A 17758-nucleotide genomic window follows, 5' to 3' on the forward strand; every position below is an offset into this window, starting at 1 on the left:
TGCGCTAGAATGAGAGGTGAGGTTATGGTTTATGAGTACTTAAGCTTATCGATATGAGTACCGCCGCGTTTATCACTCCCTTTGAACTAACAAAGGGAGTGATTGGAGTGAGTATCCACACAATTTTTAGATGTCTAAGAAGTCTAGTATACCTTCAGCGCCTTTACGTCCTTCATCAATAGCGGTGACGACTAAATCAGAACCTCTCACGGCATCACCGCCGGCAAAGATTTTTTTGTTGGTCGTCTGATACATAAACTCTTGCGTCGCTGGTGCTTTAATTCGCCCCCATTGATCCAGCTCGACACCAAACGGTTCTAACCATGTCATTTGATGAGGCTGAAAGCCAAACGCCATAATAACAGCGTCGGCGGCTAACACATGTTCGCTGCCTTCAACTGGCTCTGGTCGACGTCTTCCTGCCTCATCCGGTTCACCAAGCGCTGTTTTAACCACTTTGACGCCGCAGGTATTGCCGTTGCTGTCGAGTTCAATGCCAAGAGGTTGCAAGTTGAACATAAAATTAACGCCTTCTTCTTTGGCGTTTTTCACTTCACGTCGAGAGCCCGGCATATTCACTTCATCACGGCGGTAGGCACACACCACGTTATTGGCACCTTGGCGAATAGAGGTTCGCACACAGTCCATCGCAGTATCGCCACCACCTAATACCACCACATTTTTTCCCGCCATGTCTAAATATGGTTGAGTATTGGCAAGTTCCATGACCTTGTAAGTGTTGGATATCAGAAAGGGCAGTGCGTCATAGACGCCGGGGGCATCCTCATTCTCTAACCCTGCTCGCATGTTTTTATACGTACCAACGCCCAAAAAGACGGCATCATAGTCGTTGACCAAATCTGACATTTTGACGTCTTTACCCACTTCAGTATTGAGTTGGAATTCGACTCCCATATCGCTAAAAATTTGTCGGCGGTTGGTCATGACGTCTTTCTCTAACTTGAAGGATGGGATCCCAAAGGTCAGTAGCCCGCCAATTTCAGGGTAGCGGTCAAAAACAACGGGCTTGACGCCATTACGAACTAATACATCTGCAGCAGCGAGGCCTGCAGGCCCTGCGCCAATGATCGCCACTTTTTTATCCGTCCACTCAACGTGAGAAATGTCTGGTTTCCAACCCATTTCAAACGCCTTGTCGGTTATGTATTTTTCTACATTGCCAATGGTGACCGCGCCAAAGTCACCATTTAGCGTGCAGGCCCCTTCGCAAAGCCTATCTTGTGGGCACACTCTACCGCACACTTCAGGTAGGCTGTTGGTTTGATGAGAGAGCTCTACCGCTTCAATAATGCGCCCCTCATTGGCGAGCTTTAACCACTGTGGGATATAATTGTGGACTGGGCATTTCCATTCACAATAGGGGTTACCACAGTCTAGACAGCGGTCAGCTTGTGCAGTGGCTTGCTGCTTGGTAAAGGGTTCGTAGATTTCGACAAATTCAATTTTACGAATTTTTATCGGTTTTTTTGCCGGGTCTACACGATTGACGTCGATAAATTGATAGACGTTCTGGCTCATAATTTTCGCTCCTTGCAATTATTGGGCTTGAACGCGCAGCTCGGCAGCGCTTCGGCTTTGATGACCCAAAAGCGTACGTAAATCAGCGGCTTTTGGCTTAACTAAGTAGAATTTTGGAATCCATTCATCAAAATTCGCTAAGATATTCTCGGCGTGTACTGAGCCGGTTTCTTCAAGGTGCTCTGCAATTAACCCTCTTAAATGCTCCTGGTGAATATAAAGGTCAGATAGAGCAAGCGCGTCAACAGATTCTTCGTTGACTCGACCATTAAAGTCTTCATTGGTATCAAGGACATAAGCAAACCCTCCCGTCATACCCGCGCCAAAGTTAACGCCCGTTGCACCTAAGATAGCGACAATTCCTCCCGTCATGTATTCACAGGCATTATCGCCAGCGCCTTCAATTACAGTGATGGTGCCAGAGTTACGAACACCAAAGCGCTCTCCCGCTGTGCCTGCCGCAAACAGTTTTCCGCCAGTGGCGCCATAAAGGCAGGTGTTACCAATGATTGTCGCTTCATTACAGATGAAGGTTGTACCGACATGAGGTTTAATGACAATCTTTCCGCCCGCCATACCTTTGCCTACATAATCATTAGCATCACCAGTTAGAGTGATATCCACCCCGCCTGCATTCCAAACGCCGAGAGACTGGCCCGCTGTTCCGTCAAGGTGTAACTGAATGGGAGAGCTTGCCATGCCTTGATTGCCATAGCGCTTGGCAATTTCACCCGATAAGCGTGCTCCGAGGGAGCGATCAGTGTTTCGTACGTTGTAATACAAGCTGGTGGATTGTTTCTCTTCCACTGCTGTGCGCGCATCTTCCACAATTTGACTGTTGAGTTCGGCCTTATCAAATGGGTTGTTGGGTTGGGTCCAGTACAAAGGGAAATTCTGTGCTGATATCGGGGTTTCCAAGATTGGCGATAAATCCAGTTTACTTTGTTTTGCTGTTAACCCTTCAACCGCTTGTAATAGATCCGTACGACCAATGAGGTCGGTTAGCTTTTCTACACCCAGCTGGGCAAGGAGCAAGCGTACCTCGTCGGCTAAGCCGGTAAAGTAGTTAACCACCATCTCTGGCAGCCCTTTAAAGTACTCTTTTCGCAAGGTTTCGTCTTGAGTTGCCACCCCTGTGGCGCAGTTATTTAAGTGGCAAATTCTTAAGAACTTACAGCCCATTGCGACCATTGGAGCCGTACCAAAGCCAAAGCTTTCTGCGCCTAAAATAGCCGCCTTAACCACATCAAGACCTGTCTTTAATCCGCCATCAACTTGTAGACGAATCTTATGACGCAAACTATTAGCGACTAAGGCTTGTTGAGTTTCCGCAAGCCCTAACTCCCAAGGACAACCTGCATATTTAACGGACGTTAGAGGGCTCGCAGCTGTGCCACCATCATAGCCTGAAATAGTAATTAGATCGGCGTAGGCTTTGGCAACGCCTGTCGCGATAGTACCCACTCCTGGCTCGGACACCAGCTTCACCGAGACTAAGGCATTCGGGTTAACTTGCTTGAGATCGAAAATCAGTTGGGCAAGATCTTCTATGGAGTAAATATCATGATGAGGAGGGGGAGAAATTAACGTCACGCCTTGAACGGAGTAGCGCAGCTTCGCGATCTCAGCGGTGACTTTGTGGCCTGGTAGTTGCCCGCCTTCTCCCGGTTTTGCTCCTTGCGCGACTTTGATTTGTAGAACGTCGGCATTACTCAAATAGTGCGGAGTCACGCCAAATCGACCTGAAGCAATTTGCTTGATTCGTGAATTTCGGTTGGTGCCAAATCGTCTTGGATCCTCACCACCTTCACCAGAGTTTGAATAACCACCGAGCTGATTCATGGCCATCGCGAGTGCTTCATGGGCTTCAGGGCTTAGCGCACCAATAGACATGGCAGCAGAATCAAAGCGTTTGAATAAGTCGCTGGCAGGCTCAACTTGCGATAAGGAAAGCGGAGACGCAGACGTTTTCAAGGTCATGAGATCGCGTAACATGGCGACGGGGCGAGTATTCACTTGTGTCGCAAAAGACTGATAATCTTGGGTATCACCGGTTTTCACTGCTTGTTGTAGGGTGCCAACCACGTCAGGGTTATAGGCATGATACTCCCCGCCATGAACATATTTTAATAAACCACCGTGCTCAGTTGGCTTACGTTTTGTCCAAGCTTTGCGTGATAAGTTGAAAATATCTTGCTGAAAATCCTCAAAGCTCGCACCTTGAATTCTAGCTGTCACGCCTTTGAAGCAAAGCTCAACGACGTCGTCATGGAGTCCGACTGCTTCGAACAGTTGTGAGCATCGATATGAGGCAATCGTTGAAATCCCCATTTTCGACATGATCTTATACAGGCCTTTATTAATGCCGTTTTGATAGTTTTGCATGGCAACGCGATAGCTTTTATCGAGTACGCCATCTTCTACCATTTTACCAAGTGTTTCATAGGCGAGATAAGGGTAGACGGCTGTTGCCCCAAAACCGAGTAAGACAGCAAATTGATGAGGGTCTCGTGCGGTTGCCGTTTCAACTAGTATGTTGGTATCACAACGCACGTTAGCGTCAATCAGGCGGGTTTGAACTGCCCCTACCGCCATTGCAGCAGGAATAGGTAAGTGACCTTGTTTCAGAGCGCGATCGGAAAGTACCAATAGTACCGTCCCAGCCTTAACCACTTTTTCAGCTTGCTCACATAAATCGATAATAGCTTGCTTAAGATCTTTCTGTTGTGGGTCAAAGTTGATATCAAGTATGGTGTGGCGATAGTGATCTTCACTAAGGTTTAGCAGTTGCTGCATGTCTGAATAAAGCAGAACTGGTGAGTTAAATGCCACACGGTAGGCGTGTCCGTCGGTCTCGCAAAAGACATTCATTTCTTGTCCTACGCTAGTCGCCAGTGACATGACGTGTTTTTCACGTAGTGGATCGATTGGTGGGTTGGTGACTTGAGCGAATTTTTGCCTGAAATAGTCAGTAATAAGGCGCTCTTTAGAAGACAGCACAGCCATAGGGGTATCATCACCCATGGAGCCTACTGCTTCTTGACCCATATCGCCTAATACACGTAGTACTTGGTCAGTTTCTTCATTGCTCATAGCAAACTGTTTTTGATAACTACTTAATTGCGTAGCATCGAAACTGCGTTTGCCTACATCATCGTCTAATAATTCCGAAAAAGGGATTAATTTATGGACATTGTTTTCCATCCACTCTCGATAAGGGTGGCGGCTTTTTAGATCGTTATCAATTTCTTTTGAGTGCCATAATTTGCCATCTTGAGTATCGATAACCAATAGTTCTCCGGGCCCAACTCGCCCTTTTTCTGCAACTTCGTCTGGGGCGTAATCCCAAATTCCTACTTCAGAAGCAAGAGTTATAAGGTTGTCTTTCGTGATGACATATCGGGCAGGTCTTAACCCATTTCGGTCAAGGTTGCAGGCGGCGTAGCGCCCATCAGAAAGTACAATACCAGCCGGGCCGTCCCATGGTTCCATGTGCTTGGAGTTAAAGTCGTAAAAAGCGCGCAGATCCGGATCCATATCAGGATGGTTTTGCCATGCAGGTGGTACGAGCATTCGCATCGCTCGGAATATATCCATCCCTCCCGATAAAAACAGATCAAGCATGTTATCTAGGCTTGAAGAGTCTGAACCCGTTTCATTAACAAATGGAGCGGCGGTTTGTAAATCGGGCAATAACGGAGAGGCAAATTTGTAAGCGCGCGCTTTTGCCCACTGCCGATTGCCTTCAATAGTGTTGATTTCACCATTATGAGCGAGGTAACGAAAGGGTTGTGCCAGTGGCCAGCGAGGTTGAGTATTGGTAGAAAATCGCTGATGGAATAAACAGATCGCTGATTCCATTCTAAGATCGGCAAGATCAAGGTAGAAGCGCGGAAGATCCGCAGGCATACAGAGACCTTTGTAGACGATAACTTGTGTGGATAGGCTACAAACATAGAATTCTGGGTCGTCAGTGATCGCTTTCTCAATACGTCTTCTGGCAATGTAAAGGCGACGCTCAACATCTTGCTCACGCCAGCCTGCTGGTGCTGAGATAAAACATTGTACTATGTTAGGTAGTGACTCTGCCGCGATTGGGCCTAATACGTCGGGGTTGACTGGAACCTTGCGCCAGCCTGAAATGGTTAGGGTTTCTTGCGCGAGTTCTTTGGTGATAGTGTCTTTGGTAGCCTGCGCTTTGACAGGATCATTGGATAGAAACAGCATGCCGACAGCGTATTGTTTACTCAGATTCCATTGATTTTCTTGTGCGAGAAGACGAAAGTAAGTGTCTGGCTTTTGCAGTAGTAGACCGCAACCATCGCCTGTTTTTCCATCCGCAGCGATACCACCACGGTGTGTCATGCGATCGAGCGCAGAGATGGCGGTACGAACTAATTTGTGGCTGGGCTGACCTTGCATATGTGCGATAAGGCCAAATCCGCAGTTGTCCTTCTCAAGACTTGGATCATAAAGAGCCATTGCCTTTCTCCCTTTGAGCGTGCTGTCTTCCTGACAGTAAATTGATGCTTTTTAATGATTTTTCTTTTTATAAGAATCAAAAATCCATGAGTTATATTTTTAACAAATAGTGCGAATTTTATTTGCACCAACTTCACAACGTATAGCTTATGGTTGTAAACGTCAAGTATTCAGCATGTCATCATGTAGAACTGAGAAAAACCATGCATTTACCTGAATCGTCAGGTGGTGTTGCAGCGAATATTGAAACATGGCAGGAAAAATGACGGGGAATGCATAGGAAAAAGCGACAAAAAAGGCCAGCAAGTGCTGGCCAAATTAGGAAGGAATGTGCTGGCTGCTTATTGATGCAGCCATGCATTTATTGCTAAGCGGAAAGCATCAATGAATTGGCTTTCGCTTCAAGGTTGGTGTTACCCATTAGGAACTCATCGATGGAGCGTGCACACTCACGTCCTTCGTTGATACAACGTACCACCAAAGATTGGCCAGTACGCATGTCCCCAGCGGCAAATACGCCTTGTTGGTTTGTTTGGAAGTCTTGTGTTGCGACGTTGCCACGCTCATCAAGTTTCACGTCCAATTGTGCCAGTACACCCGTTGGTTCTGGGTGAAGGAAGCCCATTGCAAGGAAAGCTAAATCACATGGAATAACACGCTCGCTGCCTGCGACTTCATCAAAGCCAGGACGTTCGCCTGGTTTTGCATCTTGCCATACGATGTCGGCAATACGTAAACCCGTGACTTCTCCTTTATCATTACCAATAAATTCTTTGGTTAAGATATTCCAATGACGCTCACAGCCTTCTTCATGAGAGGTGGTGGTTTTCATGATCATTGGGTATTGAGGCCAAGGCATATTTGCAGGACGCTTCTCTGGTGGAATCGGCATGATTTCTACCTGAGTGATGCTGCTGGCTTTGTGGCGGTTAGAAGTACCAACACAGTCCGAACCTGTGTCACCACCACCGATAACGACAACGTGCTTATCTTTTGCGTGAATTTCTTTGGTTTTCAGATCCATATCGTTCGCACGACGGTTGTTCTGACCTAAGAATTCCATGGCAAAATGTACGCCTTGTAGCTCGCGGCCTGGGATAGGTAAATCGCGAGGTACCGTTGAGCCACCTGTTAGCAGCACAACATCGAAATCTTGGCGCAGCTGTTGTGCATTGATGTCGACACCGATATGCGCATTGACTTCAAATTTCACGCCAGCATCGGCCATTAAGTTGATCTTACGATCAATGATGTCCATGCCCAGTTTGAAGTCAGGGATACCAAAGCGAAGTAAACCACCGACTTTTTCATCACGCTCAAAAACCGTCACAGAGTGACCTGCGCTATTAAGCTGTTCGGCTGCAGCAAGTCCTGCAGGGCCTGAGCCAATGATCGCGACCGTTTTTCCACTGCGAATGCGCGGTTTTTTCGGCTTGGCGTAGCCTTCGCGATACGCTGTTTCAACGATGGTTTTTTCGATATTACAAATGGTAATAGGGTCTTGGTTGATCCCCAGTACACAAGCACTTTCGCAAGGAGCAGGGCAGACACGGCCAGTAAACTCCGGGAAGTTATTGGTCGAGCTTAGAATGTTCCATGCCTCTTCCCAGCTGTCACGAAAAACCGCGTCATTGAACTCCGGGATGATGTTACCGATTGGGCAACCGTTATGACAAAACGGCACACCACAATCCATACAACGAGATGCTTGAGTATTGATTTTTGAACCAAACTCTTCATTGAGAACGAACTCTTTGTTGTTCTCAATGCGAACTGACGGATCAAGCTTGTTAGGGAGCTCGCGACCGTGTTCTAAAAATCCAGTAGGCTTACCCATTATACTGCCTCCACTTCTTCCGATTGTGCTTGTTGTGCTTCAGCTTTGCGCTTTTGAAGAACCGCCTTGTAATCACGCGGCATGACCTTAACCAAAGAGGTTAGGCTGGTTTCAAAGTTAGCAAGGAAAGACTGAGCAACTTCACTTCCTGTGAATTCAACGTGCTTAGTTAGCATATCAAGAAGAAGATCTTTATCTTCCTGCTCGATTGGATCTAGGTCGACCAATTCAGGGTTTAGCTTGGTTTCAAAATCACCAGCGTTATCCCAAACGTAAGCCACACCACCACTCATACCCGCTGCAAAGTTGCGACCTGTTGAGCCGAGGATAATAGCCACACCACCAGTCATGTATTCACAACCGTGGTCACCGACACCTTCAACAACAACTTTCGCACCTGAGTTACGAACACAGAAACGTTCGCCAGCCATACCGCGAATGAAAGATTCGCCTGAGGTGGCACCGTAGAAACAGACGTTACCAACCACGATGTTATCTTCAGCAATAATCGAAGATTTAGCATCTGGGTACAGCACTAGCGTACCGCCAGATAGGCCTTTACCCCAGTAATCGTTCGCGTCGCCTTCTACTTCAAATTTAACGCCTTTCGCAAGGAACGCACCGAAAGATTGGCCAGCACTACCGTGGAACTTGACGTTCATTGGTTGTGGTAAACCTTGGTCTTTGTAAACCTTCGAGATTTCGTTCGACAGCATGGTACCCGCAGAGCGGTCAGTGTTGATGATAGGGAAGGTCGCGTTAACGGCTTCGCCTTTCTCAAGCGCTGGAATAGCGGCTTGAATCAACTTACGGTCTAGAACATCTTCTAGATTATGGTTTTGTTGTGTCTGGTTATAGATACCGTCTTCTGCACGAGCCTGTTCAATATGCAGAACTGGTGTGAGATCCAGGTTCTTGTATTTCCAGTGACCGATGTCATCACGAACTTTAAGTTTGTGCGACTGACCTACCATTTCGTTAATAGAACGGTAACCTAGTTCAGCCATGACTTCACGTAGACCTTCCGCCATGTACTGGAAGAAAGTCACAACGTCTTCTACGCGGCCATCGAAGCGCTCACGCAGTGTTTTGTTCTGTGTTGCGATACCAACAGGACAAGTGTTCTTGTGACACTTACGCATCATGATACAGCCTTCAACAACCAGTGCTGCGGTTGCTACGCCCCATTCTTCAGCGCCAAGTAGCGTTGCTACCGCAAGGTCACGTGGTGTTTTCATCTGACCATCAGACTGAACAACGATACGGTTACGTAGGCCGTTTTTCAGTAGTGTTTGGTGAGTTTCTGCTAGACCGAGTTCCCACGGCAAACCTGTATGTCGAATCGAAGACATCGGAGATGCACCAGTACCGCCATCAAAACCTGCGATGAGTACCACGTCAGCTTTCGCTTTCGCTACACCTGATGCAATCGTACCGACGCCTGCTTCCGAAACGAGCTTCACGTTTACGCGACCATTACGGTTGGCGTTTTTCAGATCGTAGATTAGCTGAGCCAAATCTTCGATTGAGTAGATATCGTGGTGTGGCGGTGGCGAAATAAGACCGACGCCCGGAGTTGAGTGACGTGTTGCGCCAATCCAATCATCGACCTTATCACCAGGTAATTGACCACCTTCACCAGGTTTCGCACCTTGAGCCATCTTAATTTGTAGCTCATCAGCGTTAGATAGGTAGTAAGACGTGACACCAAAGCGACCAGAAGCCACTTGTTTGATAGCCGAGCGTTCCCAGTCACCGTTTTCTTTGCGTTCGAATCGAGCTGGATCTTCACCACCTTCACCCGAGTTTGATTTCGCGCCAATGCGGTTCATGGCAACAGCCAGTGTTGAGTGAGCTTCGTGCGAGATGGAACCAAAGCTCATTGCGCCAGTGGCAAAACGCTTAAGGATGTTCTCGATCGGTTCAACTTCTTCCAGAGGAATAGAGCCTGCTGGATTTTTAATGAAATCTAGTTGACTACGTAGCGTTGCTGCGTTGTCGCCTTGGTCATCAACGGCTTTAGCGTACTTCTTGAACTGACCGTAATCTTTGTTACGCGTCGACTCTTGAAGTAGAGAAATTGTTTCTGGATTGAAGAGGTGCTTCTCACCACGTTGTTTCCACTGGTAAACACCGCCAACATCAAGGATTTGAGCTGGGATTTCACGAGCAGGGTAACCAACGCGGTGACGAACTAGAACTTCACGTGCGATATCGTCAATCGTTAGACCTTGGATACGAGATACAGTACCAGTGAAGTATTTCTCAACCACTGATTTGCTGATACCAAGTGCTTCAAAGATTTGTGCACCGTGGTAAGACTGCAGCGTAGAGATGCCCATCTTAGAGAAAATTTTCAGTAGACCGCCATTGACCCCTTTACGGTAGTTGTCGAACAACTCGCGAGGGTGAAGGCTTGGGTCTAGCTTTTTAGTGCGCTGCAACTCAACGATGGTTTCAATAACCAAGTATGGGTTGACGGCATTCGCACCGTAGCCAATTAATGTCGCAAAGTGGTGCGTTTCACGAGCATCGCCCGTTTCAACCACGATGTCACACTTAGCACGTAAGCCTTTACGGATTAGGTGGTGGTGAACAGCACCAACAGCCAGCATAGCTGGAATAGCGGCGTGGTTAGAGTTCACCGCACGGTCTGTCAGTAGAATAATGGAGTAACCATCAATCACTGCGTCTTCGGCATACTGGCAAATACGTTTCAGTGCACGTTCTAGCTTACCTGGCTCTTCGTTTGCTTGGAATACGATATCCAGCGTCTTCGCTTGCAGGTGCTCATTATCAATAGCACGCAGTTTTTCGAGCTCGGAGTTAGAAAGAACCGGTGACTCAAGCTCTACTTTTTGACAGTGTTCAGGGGTTTCAGCAAGGAGGTTCTGATCTTTACCTAGGTAAGTGTTCAGAGACATGACCATGCGTTCACGAATCGGGTCGATTGGCGGGTTTGTTACCTGAGCAAAAAGTTGCTTGAAGTAGTTTGAAAGGTGCTGCGATTGATGAGAAAGAATCGCTAGCGGCCAGTCAGCACCCATGGCAGAAAGTGGCTCGTAGCCTGTTTTCGCCAGAGGGAGAATGATTTCGTTCACTTCTTCAGAGCTGACACCAAACGATTGTTGTTTGTGTAGCAGTTTTTCTGGAGAAGGTTGGCTAAATTCGTTGCTCGCATCGGGTAGCTTTTTCAAGCTCAGTAGGTTTTCTTCAACCCACTTTTCGTAAGGCTGTGCTTTAGCGATACCATCTTTCACTTCTTCATCCGAAATGATGCGGCCTTGCTCAAGATCAGCAACGAAGATACGACCAGGTTGTAGACGACCACGGTACTCTACGTTTTCTGGCGCGATTTCAACAACGCCAGATTCAGATGCCATGACTAGGAAGTCATCTTTAGTCACGGTGTAGCGAGATGGGCGCAGACCGTTACGGTCTAGTGTCGCACCTACTTGAACGCCATCAGTGAAACACACAGAAGCCGGACCATCCCATGGTTCCATGACGTTGGCATGATATTGATAAAATGCGCGACGTGTTGGATCCATGTTTTTGTTTTCTTGCCATGCTTCAGGAATCATCATCATTAATGCATGTGGCAAAGTGCGACCAGACAGAACCAGCAGCTCTAACGCCATATCAAAGTTTGATGAATCTGAGCTACCTTCCTGACAGATAGGCAACAGCATGTCGATTTCAGCTTGTGTAAACAGATCCGATTCAAGGATCGCTTCACGTGCTTTCATCCAGTTTAGGTTGCCTCGTACCGTATTGATTTCACCATTGTGGGCGATGTAACGGAAAGGCTGTGCTAAACGCCAGCGTGGGAAAGTATTGGTAGAGAAGCGAGAGTGCACGAGTGCAAGCGCAGTTACCATGGTTGGGTTTTGTAGATCTAAGAAGTACTGAGGGACTTGCTCGGTGGTCAGTTGACCTTTATAGACTAATGTCTTGTATGACATTGAGTTGATGTAAAAGTCATCACCGATGTTAGAAATACTTTCTAAACATACGCGTACCGTGTAGTTACGCAGTACATATAGCTTACGCTCTAATTCTTCAGGTGTGCAACCTGGACCGCCTGATACAAATACATGCTCAAATTGCGGTTCTGTGCTTAGAGGGTCTGCACCAATCATGGAGTTATCTGTTGGCAATACGCGGTAGCCAATGACCTCAAGGTCAAGGCGTTGAGCATTACGCTCTAAGATATCGCGACATTGTGCGCGTTTGTGCTCGTCCTTAGGGAATAGAACAACACCAACACCGTACTTTTCAAAAGAAGGCAACTTGATACCAAGTTTTACCGCCTCTTCTAAAAGAAATTCATGGGGCTTTTGCAGTAAGATGCCGGCGCCGTCGCCACTGCATGGATCGCAGCCTTGACCGCCACGGTGTTCCATACGCGCAAGCATATCTAGGGCTTGCGTTACTACATCATGCGATTTACGGTTTTTAAGGTGAGCAACAAAACCGATACCACAAGCGTCATGCTCCAGTTCTGGAGTATACAGACCTTGTGTATTCTGCTCTCTATCTACCATAGATACTTCCTTCCAGTTAAATCCAGGCACAACAAAAGTGTGTGGTTGTGCCTTGTCCTTTGTAATTTTGATTCTTGACTGCCAGAGGGGGCAGTGTCGATTCCATTCTGCATCTCGCAGGAAAAGTATTGCGAGAAAAACAATCCGTGGTGATATTCCGCAACGTCTACTCACTTTCTAGTGAATTATTTTGGTGGGAAAGGAATATCGCCTTTATTCTACTAATCTGAGCTGTAATCCTAACAGCAGAATTAGAAGAATTGTGTAAGTATCCTACAATTTTGTTCTCGGTAATTCCAACTAAAGTTTCTTCTGTAACCCATTTTTTTTATTTGAAATTGAATACAATTGGTAACATAACGCTAACATTCGGCGCTTTTTTCTTGTTTTTGTGCATATTTATTGATTTTGATTAAGTTGAAAGTAGGCGGGTATTGCTACTGTGCCTGGTTTTATTTTGCAGGGATGTAATTTAGTTTCAAAAATTAGAGTGATAGTCATTCTTATTTAATCGAGTTTGTTTGATATGCAGTTACACGAATTAGTTAATACCATTGGTCAAGATCTTCAGCGTCGCTATGGCGAAAAAGTCCATAAGCTGACGTTACATGGTGGATTTAGCTGCCCAAATAGAGACGGTACCATTGGGCGTGGTGGGTGCACTTTTTGTAATGTTGCCTCGTTTGCCAATGAAAATACCAGAATACAATCTATCCATGAGCAATTGACCGATCGAGCTGGCGAAGTCAAACGAGCAAAAAAATATCTCGCTTACTTCCAAGCCTATACAAATACCTACGCCGAAGTTCAAGTCCTTAAAAGTATGTATGAAGAGGCATTAAAATATGCCGACATCGTAGGGCTATGTGTGGGTACTCGTCCAGATTGTGTCCCTGATGCCGTGCTAGATTTATTAGCCGATTATGTTAAGCAAGGCTATGAAATATGGTTAGAGCTGGGTCTGCAAACAGCAAACAATCAGACGCTAAAGCGTATTAATCGTGGTCATGACTTTGAGGTGTATGATGCTATTACCAAGCGCGCACGTGCGTTAGGTATTAAGGTTTGTACTCATCTTATTGTTGGGCTGCCGAAAGAAAGTAAGCAAGATAACCTCGATACGTTGGATAAAGTATTGCTAACGGGGACGGATGGGATAAAACTGCACGGTTTGCATATTGTTGAAGGCAGTACCATGGCTAAGGCATGGCATGCTGGTAGGTTAGAAGCGCCAACATTAGACTTTTATCTCGATGTCGCTGGTGAAATGATTCGCCGCACGCCATCAGACATTGTTTTTCACCGTGTGGCATCTTCTGCGCGAAGACCAACACTGCTAGCGCCGTTATGGTGTGAAAATCGCTGGTTAGCGATGACGGAATTAGGTAGAAAGCTGTGTCTTGAGGGGCCACAAGGTTCACTTCTTAATAATCCTTTCGTTTATCACAAACCTATACTCAAATAATCGAGCATTCGTGCATGGCAACTAGGCGAAGTGATACACTTGGCTAAGTAACCATGCACGGAGTGCTGAATGAAACCCATCAAAAACCTCGCTCAATATTATGTCGATCTCTTAGTGAGACTTGGCATTGTTCGTTTCTCTATCTTACTCGCTCTTGCGCTCGTGGCTCTAGCCGTGGTTGTGCAGGTTGGTATTACCTTAGTATTAAATGGTCGAGTGGATGATATCGATATCGTTCGCTCGGTATTCTTTGGTCTCATCATCACCCCTTGGGCGGTCTATTTCTTGTCAGTGGTCGTCGATCAGTTGGAAGAGTCGCGACAACGATTAGCTAAAATGGTCTCCAAACTTAAGGATATGCGTTCTCGTGACCAAGAGATGAACGTCAAGCTGCAGCAAAACATCAGTAAGCTGAACCTAGAAATTGAAGAACGGGAAAAAGCTGAAGATGCACGTAAAGAGGCAATGAAGGATCTTGAAAATGAGGTATATCAGCGTGAGCGAACTCAGCTAGAACTTGCTGAACGAACTGCACTGTTACGGTCGTTTATTGATGCTTCTCCGGATTTGATCTATTACCGAAACGCAGAAGGCGTCTTCTCTGGCTGTAATAAAGCAATGGAAGACCTAACCGGTAAAAAAGAAAAAGAGTTGGTGGGGTTGACACCGTGGGATGTGTACTCGGAAGAAATTGCTGAGCAAGTGGTTGAAACCGACCATAAAGTCATGAGTAACAACCAAGCACTGACGTATGAACAATGGTTAGAGTACCCCGACGGTAAGAAATGTTACTACGAGCTGCGTAAAGTCCCCTTCTATAGTAAAGATGGACGCCATCTCGGCCTCGTTGGTTTTGGACGCGACATCACCGAACGAAAACGCCATCAAGAGTCACTAGAAAAAGCCAGTCGAGACAAAACAACGTTTATCTCGACAATTAGCCATGAATTAAGAACACCGCTTAATGGTATTGTGGGTTTGAGTCGCATGCTACTTGAGAGTCCACTCGATAAAGAACAGCGTAGTCACATGCAAACGATCAATGTGAGTGCAATAACGCTGGGTCATATCTTTAATGACATTATCGATATGGATAAATTTGACCGACGTAAACTGGAGCTCTATCCAGAGCCACTTAAATTTGATGATTTTATTGTTGAAATTGAGAGCATTTCAGCATTAATGGCAGAGCAAAAAGGCTTACGCTTTGATTTAGAAAGATTAACGGAACTGCCTGAAGGGATCTGCGTGGATGCGACGCGATTACGGCAGGTGATATGGAACCTTGTTAGTAATGCGATGAAATTTACTAAGCAAGGTGGCGTAGTGATGACGGTCAGTGCTGATGTCATCGATGGTATTGCTCACATCGTTATTGAGGTGGAAGATACTGGTGTGGGTATCCCACAAACTGAGGTCGATAAGATTTTTGCCATGTATTACCAGGTAAAATCGAAAACGGACAATTTGCATGCTGTCGGTACTGGTATTGGGTTAGCGGTGTCTCAACAGTTAATTCACATGATGGATGGAGAGATCACCGTTGATAGTGAAGAAGGGTTCGGTAGCACCTTTACTATCTCGATCAATGTGCCTTGCGCTGACGAAGGACAATTGGTTGTCGAGCCAGTACGTTCCCCACAGGGGCTACGAATATTCATGCTTGAGGATATTGAATTAAATATTACCGTGGCACGTAGTCTACTGGAGAGCCTAGGGCATACCGTGACGGTGGCAATGACAGGTAAAGAAGCGATAAGTGTCTTTCAGCCACAAGACTACGATTTAGCATTATTGGATATTCAGTTACCCGATATGACGGGTTTTGACGTCGCCCAATATTATCGAAACCATTACGAACAACTGCCTCCGCTTGTTGCATTGACGGCTAATGTGGTTAAGAACAAGCAAGATTACCTTGAGCAAGGAATGGATGACGCGCTCAGCAAGCCACTAAATGTGAAGGCTCTGACCGAAGTGATCAATGACTTCTCATCTTCGATGGAACCCAAATCAGTCATGATACCTAATGAAAAGGATGAAGAGTTGATGAATGCTAATCGTGATTTATACGAACGCTTACTTGATATTGGGATGCTAGACTCGTACGTTGATATCGTGGGAACGAAGCCAGTACTCGATAGTATCACCATGTTTGAGGATATGATGCCGGGTTATATGGAGATCCTTCAATCCAATATGACGGCACGGGATCAGCCGGGAATTACTTCTGAAGCGCATAAAATTAAAGGCGCTGCAGGGTCTATAGGATTGAAGCGAATTCAATCTGTGGCACAACAAGCACAGTCGCCAGACTTACCCGCGTGGTGGGAAAATATAGAAGACTGGATTGAAGAAATAGAGAACGAGTATCGTAACGATATCCAAGTGTTAAAATCTTGGTTAGAAAGTAAGGGTTCATAATGAAAAGAATGATCACAGCGATGGCGTTGGCCATTGCGCTTGGTGGGTGCGTATCATCATCGACTAGCAACCCAGAGGTGTGGGCAGCGAGTGATACCGCTATGGTTGAGCAGCAATCAATTTCATTGGCATCAAATTTATGGATCGATATGATGCCAAAGGTGGGTGAAACGTTGCCATTGATGAAGGAACAAACGATCCATGGGGCGCTGAATCTTAGCAGCAAGGGTCAGCTACCGGCGGATATGGACGCATTGAAAGTGGTCTTAAAGCAAGGTGATGAGGTATGGGAGCTAAGTGCTGATGACTTTGAGCTACGTAACCATAGTGAACAGCAGTGGGAAGTGGCCTTTCAGTGGCAACTAGAGTTCAATAACTCACAGCCGATGGATGTGGCGCTATTGCTGGTGAATCAAGGTAAAGAAACATGGTTGCTCAATAAGCAGGTTTCGGTTGATACCGTCTACTAAGCGAGCTGAAGCAATAAAAATTATACGCAATAAATAGGGACGCTGATGCGTCCCTTTTTTACAATCATGTAGTGATTATTCTTCTAGGTCGCCGCAGAAGCGGTAGCCTTCACCGTGAATAGTCGCAATGATCTCTGGCGTACCAGAGACAGACTCAAAGTGCTTACGGATACGACGAATGGTCACATCAACAGTACGATCGTGAGGCTTAAGTTCACGGCCTGTCATTTTCTTCAAAAGGTCGGCACGAGTTTGAATCTTGCCTGGATTTTCACAGAAGTGAAGCAGGGCACGGAACTCAGAGCGTGGTAGCTTGTAACCTTCACCGCTAGGGCTAACGAGTGAACGGCTGTTGATATCAAGTATCCAACCATTGAACTCGTATTTCTCAACACTACGTTTCTCTTCTTGAGACACATTGCTGCTCATAGAGCGAGTGAGAAGGTTGCGTGCACGAATAGTCAGTTCACGTGGGTTAAATGGCTTAGTGATGTAATCATCTGCGCCGATCTCTAAACCAAGAATCTTATCTACTTCATTGTCGCGTCCAGTCAAGAACATAAGGGCAACATTTGCCTGCTCTCTAAGTTCACGAGCGAGAAGTAGACCGTTCTTACCTGGAAGGTTGATATCCATGATAACAAGGTTTACTGAGTTGTCAGACAAGACCTGATGCATTTCTTGACCATCGCTGGCCTCAAATACAGCATATCCTTCTGCTTCAAAAATGCTCTTAAGAGTGTTACGTGTTACTTGCTCATCTTCAACAATAAGAATTTGCGGGCTTTGCATTGGCTGTACCTAAATTAAACTTGTGATAAATCGGGCTGTAGTAGAATAAATTCTAGGCAATAAGTTAACATATAGGTAATGTTTCTTGGATGTTCTGCTTACAATCAGAGAAACAGTTACGATATGCGTCGCCATCCATGAAGCTGCCAGCTAACGAGAAATCCCTTAAATCTCTTATTATTCCGCTAGTCATTGAGGCGAA

At 46.1% G+C, this 17758-nt stretch carries 8 protein-coding genes; 3 read left to right on the top strand and 5 right to left on the bottom strand.

The features are described 5' to 3' along the window. Positions 1-126: 126 nt before the first annotated feature. The 4 genes from L4D74_RS01645 to gltB (L4D74_RS01660) form a co-directional block, all read right to left on the bottom strand. Positions 127-1539 (bottom strand): FAD-dependent oxidoreductase, encoded by a 1413-nt coding sequence (locus L4D74_RS01645; RefSeq protein WP_428750412.1) that lies wholly within the window; start codon positions 1537-1539, stop codon positions 127-129. 18 nt (positions 1540-1557) lie between these two features. Then, entirely contained in the window at positions 1558-6021 is a 4464-nt protein-coding gene (gene gltB, locus L4D74_RS01650; RefSeq protein ID WP_428750413.1) for a glutamate synthase large subunit, read from the bottom strand. 367 nt (positions 6022-6388) lie between these two features. Further along, the gene (locus tag L4D74_RS01655) at positions 6389-7858 is read right to left on the bottom strand and encodes a glutamate synthase subunit beta (protein ID WP_428750414.1); all 1470 of its coding nucleotides are present in this window, start codon (positions 7856-7858) and stop codon (positions 6389-6391) included. Further along, entirely contained in the window at positions 7858-12405 is a 4548-nt protein-coding gene (gene gltB, locus L4D74_RS01660) for a glutamate synthase large subunit (RefSeq protein ID WP_428750415.1), read from the bottom strand. Before gltB (L4D74_RS01660) ends, L4D74_RS01655 begins: the two co-directional genes overlap by 1 nt. A gap of 526 nt (positions 12406-12931) precedes the next feature. Here gltB (L4D74_RS01660) and mnmL point away from each other — a divergent pair. From mnmL to L4D74_RS01675, 3 genes are all read left to right on the top strand, one after another. Continuing rightward, the gene (gene mnmL, locus L4D74_RS01665; protein ID WP_428750416.1) at positions 12932-13870 is read left to right on the top strand and encodes a tRNA modification radical SAM protein MnmL/YtqA; all 939 of its coding nucleotides are present in this window, start codon (positions 12932-12934) and stop codon (positions 13868-13870) included. Positions 13871-13939: 69 nt separating this feature from the next. Then, the gene (arcB, locus tag L4D74_RS01670) at positions 13940-16294 is read left to right on the top strand and encodes an aerobic respiration two-component sensor histidine kinase ArcB (RefSeq protein WP_428750417.1); all 2355 of its coding nucleotides are present in this window, start codon (positions 13940-13942) and stop codon (positions 16292-16294) included. Next, positions 16294-16764 carry a hypothetical protein gene (locus L4D74_RS01675; RefSeq protein ID WP_428750418.1) on the top strand — a complete coding sequence of 157 codons (471 nt, stop codon included), beginning with the start codon at positions 16294-16296 and terminating at the stop codon, positions 16762-16764. Before arcB ends, L4D74_RS01675 begins: the two co-directional genes overlap by 1 nt. A gap of 75 nt (positions 16765-16839) precedes the next feature. Here L4D74_RS01675 and arcA read toward each other — a convergent pair whose 3' ends face one another. Then, entirely contained in the window at positions 16840-17556 is a 717-nt protein-coding gene (gene arcA / locus L4D74_RS01680) for a two-component system response regulator ArcA (protein ID WP_428750419.1), read from the bottom strand. Positions 17557-17758: the final 202 nt, after the last annotated feature.

This window comes from Vibrio cionasavignyae (genome assembly GCF_050337155.1).
In the GTDB taxonomy this organism is placed as follows: domain Bacteria; phylum Pseudomonadota; class Gammaproteobacteria; order Enterobacterales; family Vibrionaceae; genus Vibrio; species Vibrio nomapromontoriensis.